Raw genomic sequence first — 17,161 nt, 5'->3', positions numbered from 1 at the left:
AACAGCTAAATTACCTTTATTTATAGATGTCAACAACACTCAACTACCGGATAGTTCATTTGTCTAAATATTATCCTCCAGATAGAGGAGGTATGGAGACGCACGTTCAAACTCTAGCTCGTTCCCAAGCTGCTTTGGGTGCAGAAGTTAGCGTAATTTGTGTAAATGGGTTTGATGAAAAAGGACATTTATCTACTAAAACAAACACCGTTTACGAGATAGATGGTGATGTTAAAGTTACCCGTCTCGGTCGCCTTTTTTCATTAGCACGATTTGATATATGTTTTGGACTGTGTCAAGAACTTCGTAGATTGGCTAACGAACCAAAAACTATATTTCATCTTCATACTCCTAATCCAACAATGCTGATGGCTTTAACTATATTGGATAGGACTATACCTTTAGTAATTACACACCACAGCGACGTAATTAAGCAAAAAATTTTAAAGTATGCATTGCGACCATTTGAATATTTAGTTTACAGCCGAAGTTCGCAAATCTTAACAACTAGTTTGCAGTATATTCAAGGCTCAAAATTTTTGCGGTTTTATTATGATAAATTAAGTGACCTGCCACTTGGTCTAAATCTTGCAATATACAGTAACCCTAATCAAAAAGCACTTGATTTTAGTCGTAGTCTGAAGGATAAATATGGAGAAATAATCTGGTTAGCAGTAGGTAGACTTGTCTATTACAAAGCATTGCATATATCAATTGAAGCCCTAACTTTGGTGCCAGGGAAATTGGTTGTAATTGGTGTTGGTCCTTTGGAAGCGCAACTAAAGACTTTAGCGCGAAAACTGGGAGTAGAAAACCGCATTATTTGGTTAGGTCGTGTGAATGAAGATGAGCTGGTAGGAGCTTATCATACTGCAACTGCTCTTTGGTTTCCTTCTAACTTACGCAGTGAGGGATTTGGCTTAGTTCAGGTAGAAGCGATGGCAAGTGGTTGTCCTGTAATTAATGCCAACATTCTCTGTAGTGGTGTCCCTTGGGTGAGCCGAGATGAAAAGGAAGGTTTGACTGTACCAATTAACGATCCATTTGCTTTAGCTAGGGCTGCGAAGCGTCTTCTGTCGGAACCTAATCTGCGCGAACGACTGATAATAGCAAGCCAAAAACGAGCTGAGTATTTCAACCATACAAATATGGCTCAAAGAAGTTTTGAGTTTTATGACAAAGTTCTAAGTCAAGGATGGAACTATCCGGTCATACCCAAAGCAGTAGATTTACTATGAAACTTCTACATATCTCTGCCGGAAATTTGTTCGGTGGAATTGAGACTTTGCTACTAACTCTGGCAAAAGAGCAAAGTTTATGCACACAAATGCAGCCTCACTTTGCCTTGTGCTTTGAAGGTAGATTAGTGAATGAACTGCGAAGCTTGGGCGCTACAGTACATATGCTAGGTCATGTAAGAGTAAGTCATCCTTGGACAGTGTGGAGAGCGAGGTTGCAACTCCAGCAACTCTTAAGACAAGAGCAATTTGATGTAGTAATTTGTCATGCATGCTGGCCGCAAGCGATTTTTGGTTCGACGGTTAGAGCAAATCATATACCACTGGTATTTTGGTGTCATGACGTGCTAAATGGCAGACATCCTTTAGAGCAATTGGCGAAGTTGGTGCCGCCAGATTTGGTAATTGCTAATAGTCGTTACACCCAAGCTACTGTACCAAAGCTCTATCAAAGCTACAGTGATACTCTTTATCTACCTGTAGTCTGTCCTGATATTGGCAATAATGCCTTGATTCGCCATGCTGTCAGAACTGAACTGGATACTCCTGATGATGCGATCGCTATTATCCAGGCATCTCGTCTAGAGCGATGGAAGGGGCAAAATGTGTTACTTTCAGCTTTGGGGCAATTGCGCGAAGTACCAAATTGGATATGTTGGCTGGCTGGAGGAGTGCAACGTCCTCATGAGTCAGAGTACCTACAAGAACTAGAAGTGCAAGCGCAACATCTGGGTATTCGTGAGCGAGTGCGCTTTTTGGGACAAAGAACTGATGTGCCACGCTTGTTGGTTGCAGCTGATATTTATTGTCAACCGAACACAGGGGCAGAACCATTTGGAATTGCTTTTGTAGAGGCTCTTTATGCAGGTTTACCAGTCATTACAACTGCTATGGGGGGAGGAGCAGAAATTGTTGATGACTCCTGCGGACGGTTGGTTACACCCAATGATACTAATGCCTTGAGTGAGGTTTTGGGTAAATTGATTGCAAATCCTCATGAAAGAAAATATCTAGCAGACGCTGGAAAGTCACGAGCTGCTTATCTTTGTAATCCTGAAAGCCAGCTGAATCGGCTTTACAATCTGCTTTCTCAACTTGATAAACAAAAGGCTGTGGCATGATTTGATAAAAATCTGCATTGGAAACCGTATTTCCTTAGAGCTAATTGTGATAACTTAACCGAATTGATTAGAAACACTCAAAAAGGGATAGCAAGCCTTATACAAGGTTAGGAAAAAACTAGCTTTTTTGTTCTTTTGTTCTAACCAACAGTGAAAAAATTATGACACTGAAGCAACGTGCAAAAAACTTAACTTATGTAGCTGGATTAGCCGCTTCGATTTCTGTAAGTTCTTTGTTTGTAGCTCCAAAAGCTAATGCATTGACTTTTTTCACTCAAACTACTTCGTTCAGTAATCAAGTGACTGAACTTGCTGGAACTCCTGTATTAACACTAGATAAGTATAATCCACAACCAGGAGAAATAGTAACTGATGTCAAATTTACTATAACTGCTACTTTAAGCAGTAGTGGTACAGTTACAAATACAGCCGCAAATCCTCAGACTTTTACTGTTAGGGTTGAACCAACTTTTTTTGATTTGACTCCAGGTGCAAATGCTCCTGCCGCACTACAAACTTATTCACCTCTGGCTTCTTATACCGAAATAGGGAGAACGAGGTACACTAATTTGGCTCCTAACACACCTACACAGTTTGGCCCATTCACAATCAATAATAACGCTAGTCCGATGATAGTGACTTTTAGTCAACCAATAGACATTGCAGGTTTTTTAGGAACAGGGACTTTTTCTTTTGAGCCTTTTACGGAAATATTCACTGGTGTTAGTGGTGGGGGTGGTAACGTTGCGACCAACATTACAACACTTGCTTCAGCAAGCATCACAGTAGAATATAATGGCACTTCTAACCCTCCCACCGTTCCCTTTGAGTTCTCCTCCAATGTAGCTATTGGTTCCTTTGTTGGCATCATGTTTGGACTATCTTGGTGGAAACGCAAGTGTCATATTCAAAAGACTAAAAGTTAGGGTGTGTGGACAAACTATAGGCAAAACAAGATAGCTACACTCATCAATATTAGACTTGTCCAACAATGGGATATCAAGTCTTGTGTTATGGCGCTTTGAACATTACTGAATGCAAGCATGATTTAGTTGGGTAGGGAAACAGCACGATATTTGAACTACTAGAGTAACAAGCAAATAATGACGCAAACACAAATAAATGTTGACAACAGAGCGCGACAAAGCCTTGGCAGTAGTAGTGATCCTATCTACCAAATGGTGGCTAGAACAGTAGCGCAAAGACATTCAGGTGGTGGTGTATTGGTAGATGTTGGTTGTGGTAAAGGTAAGCTTTGGCCATTTGTACGCGATCGCTTTGATCGTTATATTGGTGTAGATGCTGTACGCTATCCTGACTTTCCACCACAAATAGAATTTCTCGCCTTTGACTTAGATATTGGGAAAGCACCTTTACCAGAGGGTTTCGCTGATGTTGTCTGTGCGGTTGAGACTATTGAACACCTGGAAAATCCACGGGCTTTTATACGAGAGCTGGTTAGGTTAACCAAGCCTGGAGGATTAGTAATTGTCACCACACCAAATCAATTAAGCTTGTTAAGCAAGTTAACCTTTATTTTGAAAAATCAGTTCAATGCATTTCAGGAAGCACCTGGTCTTTATCCGGCACACATAACAGCTTTGCTAGAGATTGATATTTTCCGTATTTTTACGGAGTGTAAAATTACTGAGATTCAAATACAATACAGCAACTATGGACGTATACCCTTTACACCGTGGCACTGGCCAGAAAATCTAGGTTTTCGTGGGCGTGCATTTAGCGACAATATTCTTTGTGTAGGAAAACCTAAAACTTTATCTTAGGAGACTTGATAAAATTTTAAGGAATTAAAATCAATTAGGTAGCGTATGAAATGGGAATACAGTATTAAAATTCAACTACTGAGAGTTTTTCTATTTATTTTCTCAAGACCATCTTTATTTATTTTTTTTTATGGGTTGAATAAAATCTGTTTAAATGCAATGAATAGAATCGCCGCTTCTCAACTAGCTCCTGATTGTACTGGCGAAAAAATAGCATTCAAATTTGCACTAAAGACATTAAACAATAATAAGAATTTGATTATTTTTGATGTAGGTGGAAATTATGGCCATTATTCAGACATGATTAAAAAGGTATGTGATTCTGCAAAAAAAAACTTTGATTTATATATTTTTGAACCATCTGCATCTTGTTTTTCTTATTTATTAGAAAGTAATAAATATTTCAAAAATATTAAACTTCACAAACTAGCTATTTCAGAAGAGAACAGTTGTTCTGGATTATATTCGCCTTGGAGAGGCTCTCCTGGAGCCAGCCTTGTTAAACTTGATTATTTGAATATAATGATGGCAGATTTAGCAGATTCTCCACCACATGAAATAGTAAATACTATTAAATTGGATGACTTTTGTCAGCAAAATAGGATTGAGAAAGTTGATTTTTTAAAACTTGATATTGAAGGATTTGAATTTTTAGCACTCAAAGGTGCTTATCAAATGATTATAAACAAAAAAATTGAATTTATACAATTAGAGATTGGTGCAGCTTCAATTACCACTAAATCTATGTTGTTTGATATATGGAGAATGTTAAGCGATTTATATGATTTCTATCTTATTTTGAATCAAGGTTTGATTGAAATAAAAGAATATAAGCTAGATTTAGAATGCTTCTATGGAGCTTCTAACTTTCTTCTAAAATTAAAGAGTAATTGAGTTTCATAATCTTATTGATAAAGAACATGGACTAACTTTAGCTAAACTTGAAGTAAATTATTAAATTTTATATTAGGAATTATTAAAAAAGTTTGTTAGGTAGATTCAGTGATTCTAAAAACAAGTCAGAACTTCTCAAATTCTTCCTCTATATGGACAAAATTAAACTGGACATGGGCCCATACCTTTATCTTGCTACAATTCAGCTTGCAGATATTGCTGTTATTTCCACAAATCGGTATTTTTCGTGTACCAATACGGATTGCATCTTTTGCCCTGGGTTTATTTCTATTAGTACATTTGAAACCAGAAGGGTGCAAACATCCTGCCACTAACCCAGCATTTATAGTGCTGGTAATTATGCTTTTACAATTTTGTTTACATCCCTATATTAATTCTATAGCGGCAGGGGCTGCTCAATGGGCTATGTATCTTGCCATTCTCAGCCCCCTCTTTTGGGTGAGAAGTTTAAAAATTACACCCAATAGTTTTCAGAGCTTAATATTTATGATTTGGGGCATTCACACCTTAAGCGCTGGCTTTGGGGTACTACAGATGTACTTTCCAACAATATTTCAACTATCTTTGTCCACAGTTATTCAAAATAGCATCTTTCAAAAGCAGGGATTATTAATTGCTTTAGCTAATGGTAAACAAGTCTACAGACCGATGGGCTTAACTGATATGCCAGGAGGAGCAGCAACAGCAGGTTTTTATGCTCTTTTATTTAGTGTCGCGATCGCACTTAAATACAAAAACCCGATTTTACGAATTGCTTGTATAGGTAGTGCTGGTATTGGTCTGTTTTGTATCTATCTATCTCAAGTGCGTTCTATTTTGGTATTGGCTGCTATTTCTATGGTTTTTTTCGCAGCCGTGTTGCTCAGAACAGGACAAATCACGCGTTTAATAGTGATGGTTTCAGGTGTAACAGCCTTGTTTGCGGCAACATTTTCTTGGGCGATCGCTATTGGAGGACAGTCTACACTAAAACGCATATATAGCTTGTTTGCTGCATCCCCTCACGAAATTTACCAGCAACACCGGGGGCTATTTTTACAGCATACTTTTGAAAAGCTATTGCCTCAATATCCTTTGGGGGCAGGGCTGGGGCGTTGGGGAATGATAAATAACTATTTTGGTGATAACACTGACATGATGTCCCAACCGATTTGGGTAGAAATTCAGTGGACTGGATGGCTACTAGATGGAGGATTACCTCTGATATTTGCATATATTGCTGCGCTTTACTTAGCATGCCAAACTGCTTGGAAAATTGCTATCAATCGCAAATTGGGTGACTTTGCTCTTTGGGGTGCGTTGATTTTTGCTTACGACATTGGAGCATTAGCAGTCACTTTTAACTATCCTCTATTTATGAGCCAGAGCGGCATGGAATTTTGGTTACTAAATACTGCACTGTTTGTGGCTGCTGGCAATAGCAAGATGGTAGATAAAAAACTTTCGACAACTGTTCAGTTATGAAGTCTTGTCTACTAGTAACAGGTGATTTTGTTAAGACGGGTGGGATGGACAGAGCTAATTATGCTTTGGCTGATTACCTAGCAAAACAAGGACAACAAGTATATCTAGTAGCCCACCGAGTGGCGAATGAATTATTAGCTTATCCCAATGTTAAATTTCATCGTGTACCAAAGGTAGCTAATTCTTATCTACTTAGCAGCCCCTTACTCGACTGGATAGGTCGCCTCCAAGCACAGCGCGTTGCTGTCAATGGTAGTAGAGTATTGGTCAATGGTGGTAATTGCCAGTGGGGAGATGTTAACTGGGTACATTATGTTCATGCGGTTTACCACCCTAATAATCAAGCTGGCTTATTAAGTCAGTGTAAGGGAGCTGTTTCTCATCAAATGTTTTTAGATGCAGAACGAAAAGCATTCAAATCTGCGCGGGTTATCATTGTCAATTCAAACAACACAAAACGAGATTTGATCGAGAAACTAAAAATTCCTGAACACAAACTGCACGTAGTCTATTATGGAATCGATTCACAAATTTTTTATCCAGCTACACAACAAGAGCGAACTGCACTTCGCCAGCAACTAGGATGGGCAGATGACAAACCAATAGTAGTTTTTATTGGTGCTTTAGGCGATCGCCGCAAAGGATTCGATACACTATTTGCAGCTTGGCAACAGTTATGTGCCTCTTCAGAATGGGATGCAGATTTGGTAGTCATTGGGGTTGGAGCAGAACTAGAAGAATGGCAACGTCGGGCTGTAGTTGCTGGTATCAATTCCCGTATTCATTTTTTGGGATTCCGCTCTGATGTTCCTCGTTTGTTACAGGCTGCTGATTGCTTGGTTGCTCCTACTCGTTACGAAGCCTATGGTTTGGGAGTATGTGAAGCCCTATGTTGTGGCTTACCAAGTATAGTTAGTGCTAAGGCTGGAGTAGCAGAACGCTATCCACCACAACTGCAAGATTTATTAATTCCTAATCCTGAAGATGCGATTGATTTAGCAGCACGACTTCAAAAGTGGTGGTGCAATAAACACCATTACAGCAATTTAGTATCTTCTTTTTCGCAAAAATTACGAGATTATAGTTGGGATGACATGGCAAGAAAAATTTTAAACAAGATTGAATAAATATTTTTAAATAAATGAAATCTATGCGAGTTCTGTTAGTAATAAATTCACTACCTTTACCTTTTGGTAACGCTGATGCTAGGTGGTACTATGTTTTATTTAAAGGATTAGTTAACAAAGGACATCATGTTACCGCGTTTGCAACTTGTAGCAAATTAGAAGATATCGCCAAAGCTCAAGCTCTTTTTCCAGCATCAGATTACGACTTGCGCTGCTATCCTGTTCCCAACCGAAAAAATGGACTGATAGCAAAGATGGAAACCCTACGACGACCTTACTCCTATATCTTTAGTTCAGATCTATGCCAAGATTTAGCATCAGAACTTGCCAAACCTCACGATATCCTTCATCTCGAACAGCTCTGGAGTGGTTGGCTAGGACTCGAACACAAGGAACGAGCAATTATTAATGTTCATTATCTATTTTCATTAGATCGCGCATTTGAGTATCAAAACTCTCTGGGAACTCGCCTCAGACGGTTTTTCACTTATCGAGCAGAACAGAAATTACTGAAGGCTTTTCCTAGGATTATTACATTGTCGGAGCGCCTAGCTAAACATATCAATCAAATTAATCCTCAAGCTTCTATTTATACGGTTCCATTAGGTATAGATTTCTCACTTTATCCATTTCTAGAACAAAAGCAAATAAATCAGCAACCAATATTAGGACTCATTGGTGGATTTAACTGGACACCGACTTATTCTGCGGCAGAAAGGCTTTTGACTAGATTGTGGCCAGAAATTAAACGTCGTGTTCCTAATGCCAAACTGCAAATGGTTGGGAGAAATGCTAAAAATGCACTTGCAGCCTTCACCGATATAGAAGACTTGGAAATTTATCAGGATGTACCTGATACCTTGCCCTACTTCACTAAGACAGATGTGATGCTGTATGCACCTATTGCAGGTAGCGGTATGAAAGTCAAAGTTATGGAGGCTTTTGCTTTAGGTACACCAGTTGTAACTACATCTGATGGGGTTGAAGGTATCCCGGCTTTAGATGGAGTTCATGCTGGTATTTGTGAAGATGATCAAGGTTTAATTGAACGGACTGTCGCATTATTGAATAATTCATCTTTGCAACAGGAACGAAGGGTACAAGCTAGACAATTATTAGAAAACTATTGTAGTCCCCAAATAACAATAGAACAAATTGAAAGAGTCTATTCTTGTTAGCCTTACCGTGTCTAAGATTATAAGTTTTGTAGATAAATGTGATTGCTGTGATTTTTTGATTTTAAAATGCTATTTACACATAAAAATTACCAAACTCCTGAAAAATTTGTTATTAATGTTTGGAAAAAGCAAGATATATTTGCAATAGTTTTCTGTTGTATAGTTGGGGTAATTTTGTCCATATTGCCCCACTTGGCGGTTTTCTTTAAATTCGGTACTTTTGAGTACTTAGCAGACGGGGATGATGTACTCTATCTTGCTATAACAAAAGCTCCCTACTATGGAGAATGGCTATTACGAGATCCTTTCACTAGACCTTCTGATTCTATACCCACGCTTTATTCTTGGCTTCAGTTTGTACCGATCGCTAAATTAGCAAGTTGGCTAGGAGTTCCTTTAATTCTTGTTCCTATAGTCTGGCGTATTTTAGGTGGTGTATTTTTTGGCTTATCACTTTACATATTGTTTAGATTACTATTTCAGAATACTAAACGCTCAACTTTTTGGGCATTTATATGTACAATAATTTGCCTGTGTGATGGAGGATTTATAGGTCGTTCTTTCCTAGAGAACTTTATTAATCTCAAGAGCGTAATTCATAATGGTGTCTTACCTAACGCAATTGGTAACGCGGTACTGCCACAATATCGAATTGTGACACCTCTACTCAATCTACCATTTTTATTATTACTTTCTTGTCTATTTCTTCCTGTTGTTCGTCGAAATTGGCAAACAGCACTAGTTGGTGGAATTCTTCTGGGTAGCTGCATACATTTATATTTTTTTTACTGGACGGCAGCATTTATTGCTCTGACACTTTATGGATTTATATATTTATTTTTAGGATGGCGAGGAATTATCTCAAGAGAGAGGTGTTTTCATGAATTATGGTTTGTAGGGCTAATTTTGCTAGGTGGTCTCATCATTGGTTTTCCCCAAATAACTTCAAATTCAGTTATTTTCTCAAAGCCTGAATTTAAACCTATTTTAGAACGGATGAGTCGAGGCGCAAAACTATTCTTGGATGACCCTTTCCGAAGAAACTATATTGTGAATCTTTGGACGTGGATGCATTTAATAGTAGGTGCAATCGCCATTTTTTACTTTCGTCACTTTAATTTAGTCATTATTTCGCTGATGACATTTTCAAGTTATCTTTTGCTAAATAGTGCAATTGTGACAGGCTTAGAATTTGAAAATTACCACTGGAACTACGTTAACAGACCATTTGGAGAAATACTACTTTTAGGCTCATTGGTACTAATATTTCAAGATAAAATGATTTTCGATAAAGTTATTAAAGTTCTAGTAATAGCTATACTTATAACTGGTGTTTGGGGAAGAACTTATGAAGCTCTTCACGCCACAGAACCTGTTCAATATACTAAGACTCTAGAAGAACTGAAACCCTTACGTTCTTCACTTTCCCAAATTGATAAAAATTCAATTATTGCTGGTTCCTTTGAAGCAAATGTAGCTTCTTTGTTTACTAAGGGAGGGCAACTTTTTCAATTTAATCAAACTTCTCATAGTTCTGTGATTTCTGACACTACAGTACTAGAGCGTCATGCTCTCAATGCATGGCTGTTGGGCTATACACTCAATGAATATAAAAACTTAGATATTGAGCAGAATTTTACAGTAGGTCATGCATACTTAAAACCGATAAAATGGCAACCAGAGTCTATAAGGAAAGTACGTATAGATATCTTTGAATCTATTCTTTCAGGAAAAAGGCAAGAGGAAATTTTAATCAAATACTCGCCTAATTATCTGCTGTTAAGTTCTGAATATAAACCAGTTAGAGGGGGTATATGGACAATTTTTTCCAGTTCAAAAAAATGGATTTTGTGGACAAAAATATGATCCCTTCTCTTCGTTCTGTTGTGATTTTAATTCCAGTTTTTAATGATTGGGAAAGCCTTTTTATACTGTTGAAAAATCTTGATAATTTTTTATCGAAGCTGGATATCAAAGTATCTGTTGTGATCGTAGATGATGCATCTACAGTGGTATCTGTTAGTTCTTGGTTTACGAGTGGATGGAAATGTATAGATAGTTTGCTGGTAGTTGAATTGAAGCGAAATTTAGGAAGCCAAAGAGCGATCGCAATAGGTTTAGCATATATAGAGGCAAATATCAGTTGTGATGCTGTAGTTGTTATGGATGGAGATGGAGAAGATAAACCAGAAGATGTCTCTAGACTGATTGAGAAATGCTGTGAAGAGAAGCTGAAGAAAGTTATATTTGCCTACAGACGGAAGCGTTCTGAAAGTCAGAAGTTTAAATTTTTCTACTTGATTTATAAAAAAGTTTTTCAACTACTGACAGGTAGGCAAATTCGCTTTGGAAACTTTAGTATTGTCCCTCGACGTAGTTTGAATCGTTTGGTAGCGGTGGCAGAAATATGGAATCACTATGCTTCTGGAGTAATTAGATCACGTTTACAGTATTCAGAAATAGTAACTGATCGAGGCGATCGCATTGCTGGTGAGTCAAAGATGAATTTTACTGCTCTTGTTACTCACGGGTTGAGTTCTCTTTCTGTATATAGCGATGTTATCGGAACCAGATTATTACTTTTCTCTTTAATATTAATTTTAGTTGGATTTATTTTAGTCACAATTGTTATTAGCATAAGACTATTTACAAATTTGGCTATTCCAGGTTGGTCAACTTTTACTATTGGACTACTCTGTCTTTTCATTTTACAAACTATGACAATTTCTTTATTGTTAATGTTTATTGTTTTAGGTTCTAGAAGTTTGTATACTACATTGCCTTGCAGAGATTACCAAAGCTATATTATTCAGTCTTATAATCTTTATTCAGAGGTTTCTCATGTCTAATAAATATATTGGAACTGAGTTAGAAATATTTGCACATGCTACTAATTGGAAAAACTATTATGCTTCAATTATTCATCCCTACTTAAGTGGTAAAGTACTTGAAGTAGGTGCAGGAATGGGAATGACGACTAAAGTTTTATGTCAAGCAAACTGTAAAAAATGGATTTGCTTAGAGCCTGATTCATTACTACTAGCAAAAATCAAACAGTTAATAGAGGTAAATGAGCTTCCTAGCTTTTGTGAAGCCAAAGTAGGCACACTCTCTGAATTACATGAAACCTCTTTAGATACAATCATTTATATTGATGTACTTGAACATATAGAAAATGACTACAATGAATTAAAGAACTCATTACAAAGCCTTAAAAACGGGGGAAAGCTAGTTGTTCTCTCACCTGCACATCAATGGCTTTATTCACCATTCGACCAAAAAATTGGACACCATAGACGATACACGAAAAAAAGTTTATCCTCTATTGTGCCTAAAGGTTTTAGATGTATTAAATTAAGCTATATTGACTCTGTGGGAATGTTAGCATCCATAGCAAATAAGATATTATTAAAAAGTGCAGATCCCTCATTGAAACAAATTTTATTTTGGGATAGAGTTCTTGTTCCTCTTTCTAAAATGATTGATCCATTATTATTTTTCTCTACTGGAAAGTCAGTCATAGGCATCTGGGAAAAGATTTAATTGATATTTACTATATATCAGGTTTAGTAACTATTAAGAATTATGAAAGTTGCTTTCAATGCTCGATTGTTAAGCTCTTCCACTCTAAGAGGATGGAATCGTTATACTATCAATCTGTTAACAGAATTATCTTCATTGGGTATTGAGCTTTTTCTGTACTCCGATCAACCTTTACATGAAACTCATTTAGCAAAATTACCAAAAGATAGTTATCAAGTACACATTGCTCCGCCTATGCGCTATATTACTTGGGAACAATATTGGTTACCAAAACAGTGTGAAAGAGACAGAGTGGATATATTACATTGTCCAATGAATTTTGGTCTTCCTTGGTCAAGCCCTTGTCCGCGTATACTAACTTTACATGATGCAATAGACCAAGTTTATTATTCCCAAGATACACCTTGGTCTCAACAGTTAAGTTTAGCTCATATACAGACGAAAATATATCATTGGCTTGCTAGAACTAGGGCAGACCATATTATTACTGTTAGTAATTACTCGAAACTGGATATTAGCAAATTTTTGCATATTCCCGAAGATAAAATTACAGTTATTTATGAAGCTGCTGATGCAAGTTTTCATAAGCAGATAACCCAAGAACAAAGGTTGTTAATTCGCAGTAAATATTGTTTGAATCGTCCTTATATTTTCTATGTTGGTGGTTGGGACAAGCGTAAGAATATTCCTTTTTTAGTTCAAGCCTTTGCTGAGGCAAATTTAGATGGTGTGGATTTAGTCCTTGCTGGAGGTAAAGATGAGCAACGTGATTCACTAATGCAATTAGGAGAATCACTGGAAATTTCAGAACATTTACATTTGTTGGGCTGGGTTGATGATGCAGATCTGCCAGCACTTTATGCTGAGGCTCTTTGTTTTGTATATCCTAGCGAATATGAAGGATTTGGTTTGCAAATTTGTGAAGCAATGGCGGTTGGGTGTCCAGTTTTGGCAGCAAGAGCAACTTGCTTGCCAGAGGTTTTAGGTGATGGTGGTGAAACTTTTGCTTTGGATCATTTTAGTGATTTAACAAAGTTACTCATTCAAGTATGTACTGATACAAAATTTAGGGAAAACTTGAGCGATCGCGCTCAACTAAAATCACAGTTTTATTTATGGTCTAATAATGCTGTTGCTACTCAAAATGTTTATTTATCATTAAAATCATCTTGTTAAGGAATCGTAGAGAGCAAAAATATGAAGTGTATTACTTGTGGAATTACTCATGTTTTAAATATTCGGAAAAAACAGTATTGACGAAAGTGTAATTAGAAAGATAATTATCATTAACAACTCAAACAGTTACTAGAGATATCAACTGATTGCAGATTTTATGCAACATAGGTAAGTAATGTAAAATATAGAAAAATATGCTACAGACACTTCAATCTTGGCAAGAAATTCAAAACAGTCGAGAACAACTTCAAGAAAGGGGGCTAGATTTTACAGATCCTCTGAAAACTCGTTTTTGGCGCTTTCTATTTGATCTGCGGTTTCGTTATCAATTGCTACCACCACAACCAGATGTAACTAAGAGTTGGGATGTGGCTAAAGCAGTTGAAGTAATTACATCTACAGTTCCTAATAAGTTAGCTCCTATTCTCGATATGGGCTGTTTTAATTCGGAAATTCTTTATGTACTTCATGCTTTAGGTTATAAATCTCTACATGGATGCGACCTTAATCCTATCTGTCATTGGATGTTCTTTTGGCATCAAATTCGCTACTGCATAGCTGATTTGACTCAAACAAGCTATCCCAATCACTATTTTGCTGCTATCACTTGTTTGTCAGTCATAGAGCATGGAGTACCACTAGACAATCTGGTTAAAGAGGTTCGTCGTATTTTACAACCTGGTGGTTTATTTATCTTAACGACAGATTATGATGCAACAGGACAGGAACATAAAATTCCTGAAGATTTCCAAATATTTGGCTTGAATTGGACAATATTTAATCAAGCAACTTTGCAGGAGCTAATTCAGAAGTTTATAGATGTGGGTTTCCATCTTTTAGAACCAGATAGAGTACTGAACACTCATACTGAATGCCCAATTACCTGGCATGGGGAAAACTATAGCTTTGTAATGGTAGCTTTGAAAGCACCTGAAACTAAGGTATGAGAAAACCTAAATTACTAATGGTTAGTGGCAGTAGTCCACCAATTATTTGTGGTATCGGTGATTATACGGCAAATTTGCTACACACCTATCACTACCTTCGTCCAGATTGGAACTGGACTTGGTTGAGTAGGCGATCGCGCTGGTTCAATAGCCCAATATCCTCTTACAAAGGATTGCGTATGATTCGCTCTACGCATACCTGGAATCCTTTTGGCACAGAAGTGACAACAGCCCTTATTCGTTGGTTAAAACCAGATTTAATTCATATCCAAGACCAAATTCACTCTTATTTTGAAACTGATGCTGCTGTGCAAATAGCAAAAGCTGCCAAATGTCCGGTGGTAGTTACATTGCATGAATTTCATCATGAATTGTCCAGTGTGCAACACACTATTCAACTAGTGAAAGCAGCTAATATAGTTATTGCTAATGATGCACGGACAAGCGATCGCTGTCGAGAATACACTGGACGAATTCCGGATTTACAAGGATGGAGTCCAGCTAATGTTCTACCAGAACCAGAAACAGTTGTAAAATCGATTACGGGGTTAGTTACAACCTTTGGGTTGATTTCTCCTATTAAACAACTTCCCATAGTGTTTGAAGCATTACAGTTCTTGCGCCAGCAAGGTTTAAACTTGCGTTGGCGAATTATTGGGCCATTTCATCCAGAAACTGATTCCTATCATTCTGAACTAGCAGAGCGCTTTAACGTATCATGGGTAGAGTTTACTGGAGAGTTCAACAACTTAAATGATAAGACTTTGCGAACTCTTCTAGCACAAACAGATATCATGATTTTACCTTTCGCAGACGGTGCATCTCCTCGGCGTACTTCATTGCAAGCTGCTTGGGCTTTTGGTTTACCTGTAATTACGACTTTACCATCTGCGAAAGAGCCAGAAATCCAAAACGGCGTAAATTGTTTACTAGTAGAGGAATCTACTTCACAAGCATGGGGTACTGCAATCAAAAGTGTATTTCAAAATCGCCAACTTAGGGAACAGCTTGCCATTGGTAGCCATTCAATAGCTAAACATTTTAGTTGGGAACGATTGGCAAATTTACACTTAGAAATTTTCCAGAATTTACTCAATGAAGAATCGGTCGTAGAGTGTAACAAAAGTGAAAAGTCATCGAACTGGACGATCAGTAATTAACTTTGCCAGTGGACTTCTATTACAGATCACCTCATTGAGCATAGGTTTAGTTAGCACACCTCTGCTACTGCATTGGCTGGGTGATGATCGCTATGGATCATTTCGTGCCGCTAGTGATTGGGGAAATTATCTCAATCTCCTAGAACTAGGTATTGGTGGCTCATTAATGGCACTTTTAGCCAAGGCAGTTGGGATTGGCGATCGCCAGCAAATTCGCCTGACGCTAGCAACAGGAATTAAAGCTTACTTGAACATAATGGCTGTCATGATACTAGTGGCAGTGGGATTAGGCTGTTTTATCACTAACTTAGTGCCAGTGAAAGGAACTTTAGCAGATGAACTACAAAGGGGTTACTGGTTGGTATTGCTGCCTATATTTTTGCTACCCTTAACCCCCTTTCGCCTCTTTGCAGATGCTAGCCAACGGAGTTATTTTGCTAACCTATTTATGATGCTTCAAAGCCTGCTAATCACCTGTGTGGCACTGATACTAGCACGGGTAGGATTTGGCATCACTGGACAATATTTGGCTATGGTGTTGGGTACTATGTCCTTTCAACTTGTCATGTGCTGGGATGGGCTTCGTCGCTTTCCAGATGTTTTTGCAGCACTGACAGATCGCAAATCTCAACTTCCTATTAAAAAGCAACTCTGGCAACTTAACTGGCCAACATTGGCTATAAATCTTTCAGGTCAGTTGAGTTTGTTCACTGATAATATTATCATCTCCTACAGTTTAAGTCCGGCAACCGTCGTACCATTTTTTGTCACTCAACGTCTGGCAATGCTGGCACAATCACAAATACAAGGCATTGGTAATGCTACTTGGGCAGCTCTTGCTGATCTTCATGCGAAAGGAGAGCGAGAAAAGTTCAATTCTCGTCTGATTGAATTGACGAAGTTGGTAGCAGTAATAGGATTAGCGTTGATGATCGCGATCGCTGCTTATAACCCTTACTTTATTAGTTTATGGGTCGGACAAGACCGTTTCGGTGGAGAAGCAGTTACCTTACTGGCTGCCTCCAATGGTTTTCTGCTGGGGCTTTTGTCCCTTTGGGCATGGTGTTTTAGTGGAACTGGAATGCAGGCTATCGTAGTGCTACCTGCGACGCTGGGATCTGTAATCAATTTCATAGTCAGTATTATGAGTACCCAATTTTTGGGTATTGCAGGGCCATTACTTGGTACTTTTATTGCATTTACAACTATTAGCTTATGGCAGTTACCACTACTAATGCGAAAGGTTTTTGGCACTTCTTTGAAACAGCTTTTCTTTGCAGTCGCTAAACCCTTGGCAGTTGGCATACCTTATGGTTTAGTAGTTTGGTGTATTGCCAGAAGCCACACTCCTTTGGGATGGTTAGGTTTAGCTGCTGAAATGGCTGTGTCTGCAATACTCTACCTTGTGATGGCATGGTTGCTAGTACTTAATCAAACTGAGCGCAGCCAGTGGAATAATCGTTTACGTATGCTGTTTTCAACCATTCATCTCAGGTTCGGTTGAATAG

Annotated in this window: 15 protein-coding genes; all 15 read left to right on the top strand. The window is 37.9% G+C overall.

The features are described 5' to 3' along the window. Positions 1-26: 26 nt before the first annotated feature. The 15 genes from QUB80_RS21555 to QUB80_RS21485 all read left to right on the top strand — a co-directional run bounded on the left by QUB80_RS21555 (position 27) and on the right by QUB80_RS21485 (position 17,157). Complete coding sequence (locus QUB80_RS21555) at positions 27-1,238, top strand: glycosyltransferase (RefSeq protein ID WP_289791562.1); 1,212 nt, start codon at positions 27-29, stop codon at positions 1,236-1,238. Further along, positions 1,235-2,359 carry a glycosyltransferase family 4 protein gene (locus tag QUB80_RS21550; RefSeq protein WP_289791561.1) on the top strand — a complete coding sequence of 375 codons (1,125 nt, stop codon included), beginning with the start codon at positions 1,235-1,237 and terminating at the stop codon, positions 2,357-2,359. The genes QUB80_RS21555 and QUB80_RS21550 overlap by 4 nt, the downstream gene beginning before the upstream one ends. 161 nt (positions 2,360-2,520) lie before the next feature. Continuing rightward, positions 2,521-3,285: a choice-of-anchor E domain-containing protein gene (locus tag QUB80_RS21545; protein ID WP_289791560.1), complete on the top strand. Its 765-nt coding sequence runs from the start codon at positions 2,521-2,523 to the stop codon at positions 3,283-3,285. A gap of 177 nt (positions 3,286-3,462) precedes the next feature. Then, positions 3,463-4,143, top strand: a complete 681-nt coding sequence (locus QUB80_RS21540) for a class I SAM-dependent methyltransferase (protein WP_289791559.1) — start codon at positions 3,463-3,465, stop codon at positions 4,141-4,143. A 159-nt stretch (positions 4,144-4,302) separates the two neighbouring features. Further along, positions 4,303-5,037: an FkbM family methyltransferase gene (locus QUB80_RS21535; protein ID WP_289791558.1), complete on the top strand. Its 735-nt coding sequence runs from the start codon at positions 4,303-4,305 to the stop codon at positions 5,035-5,037. Positions 5,038-5,145: 108 nt separating this feature from the next. Further along, positions 5,146-6,522 carry a hypothetical protein gene (locus tag QUB80_RS21530; RefSeq protein WP_289791557.1) on the top strand — a complete coding sequence of 459 codons (1,377 nt, stop codon included), beginning with the start codon at positions 5,146-5,148 and terminating at the stop codon, positions 6,520-6,522. Beyond that, entirely contained in the window at positions 6,519-7,649 is a 1,131-nt protein-coding gene (locus QUB80_RS21525; protein WP_289791556.1) for a glycosyltransferase family 4 protein, read from the top strand. Before QUB80_RS21530 ends, QUB80_RS21525 begins: the two co-directional genes overlap by 4 nt. Positions 7,650-7,672: 23 nt before the next feature. Next, positions 7,673-8,827 carry a glycosyltransferase family 4 protein gene (locus tag QUB80_RS21520; protein WP_289791555.1) on the top strand — a complete coding sequence of 385 codons (1,155 nt, stop codon included), beginning with the start codon at positions 7,673-7,675 and terminating at the stop codon, positions 8,825-8,827. Between the two features lie 66 nt (positions 8,828-8,893). Then, entirely contained in the window at positions 8,894-10,693 is a 1,800-nt protein-coding gene (locus QUB80_RS21515; RefSeq protein ID WP_289791554.1) for a hypothetical protein, read from the top strand. Next, entirely contained in the window at positions 10,690-11,676 is a 987-nt protein-coding gene (locus QUB80_RS21510) for a glycosyltransferase (RefSeq protein WP_289791553.1), read from the top strand. The genes QUB80_RS21515 and QUB80_RS21510 overlap by 4 nt, the downstream gene beginning before the upstream one ends. Continuing rightward, a complete protein-coding gene (locus QUB80_RS21505; RefSeq protein WP_289791552.1) occupies positions 11,669-12,370 on the top strand; it encodes a class I SAM-dependent methyltransferase in 702 nt (233 codons plus the stop codon). The genes QUB80_RS21510 and QUB80_RS21505 overlap by 8 nt, the downstream gene beginning before the upstream one ends. A 42-nt stretch (positions 12,371-12,412) precedes the next feature. Continuing rightward, a complete protein-coding gene (locus QUB80_RS21500) occupies positions 12,413-13,546 on the top strand; it encodes a glycosyltransferase family 4 protein (protein ID WP_289791551.1) in 1,134 nt (377 codons plus the stop codon). Positions 13,547-13,740: 194 nt separating this feature from the next. Next, the gene (locus QUB80_RS21495) at positions 13,741-14,493 is read left to right on the top strand and encodes a class I SAM-dependent methyltransferase (protein WP_289791550.1); all 753 of its coding nucleotides are present in this window, start codon (positions 13,741-13,743) and stop codon (positions 14,491-14,493) included. After that, positions 14,490-15,653 (top strand): glycosyltransferase family 4 protein, encoded by a 1,164-nt coding sequence (locus QUB80_RS21490; RefSeq protein ID WP_289791549.1) that lies wholly within the window; start codon positions 14,490-14,492, stop codon positions 15,651-15,653. Before QUB80_RS21495 ends, QUB80_RS21490 begins: the two co-directional genes overlap by 4 nt. After that, positions 15,619-17,157 (top strand): lipopolysaccharide biosynthesis protein, encoded by a 1,539-nt coding sequence (locus tag QUB80_RS21485; protein WP_289791548.1) that lies wholly within the window; start codon positions 15,619-15,621, stop codon positions 17,155-17,157. The genes QUB80_RS21490 and QUB80_RS21485 overlap by 35 nt, the downstream gene beginning before the upstream one ends. The last annotated feature ends 4 nt before the right edge of the window (positions 17,158-17,161 follow it).

Origin of the sequence: Chlorogloeopsis sp. ULAP01 (assembly GCF_030381805.1) — a bacterium.
Taxonomy (GTDB): Bacteria; Cyanobacteriota; Cyanobacteriia; order Cyanobacteriales; family Nostocaceae; genus Chlorogloeopsis.
The sequence above is the reverse complement of the archived record's forward strand: the minus strand, read 5'-3'. Positions and strand labels throughout refer to the sequence as shown.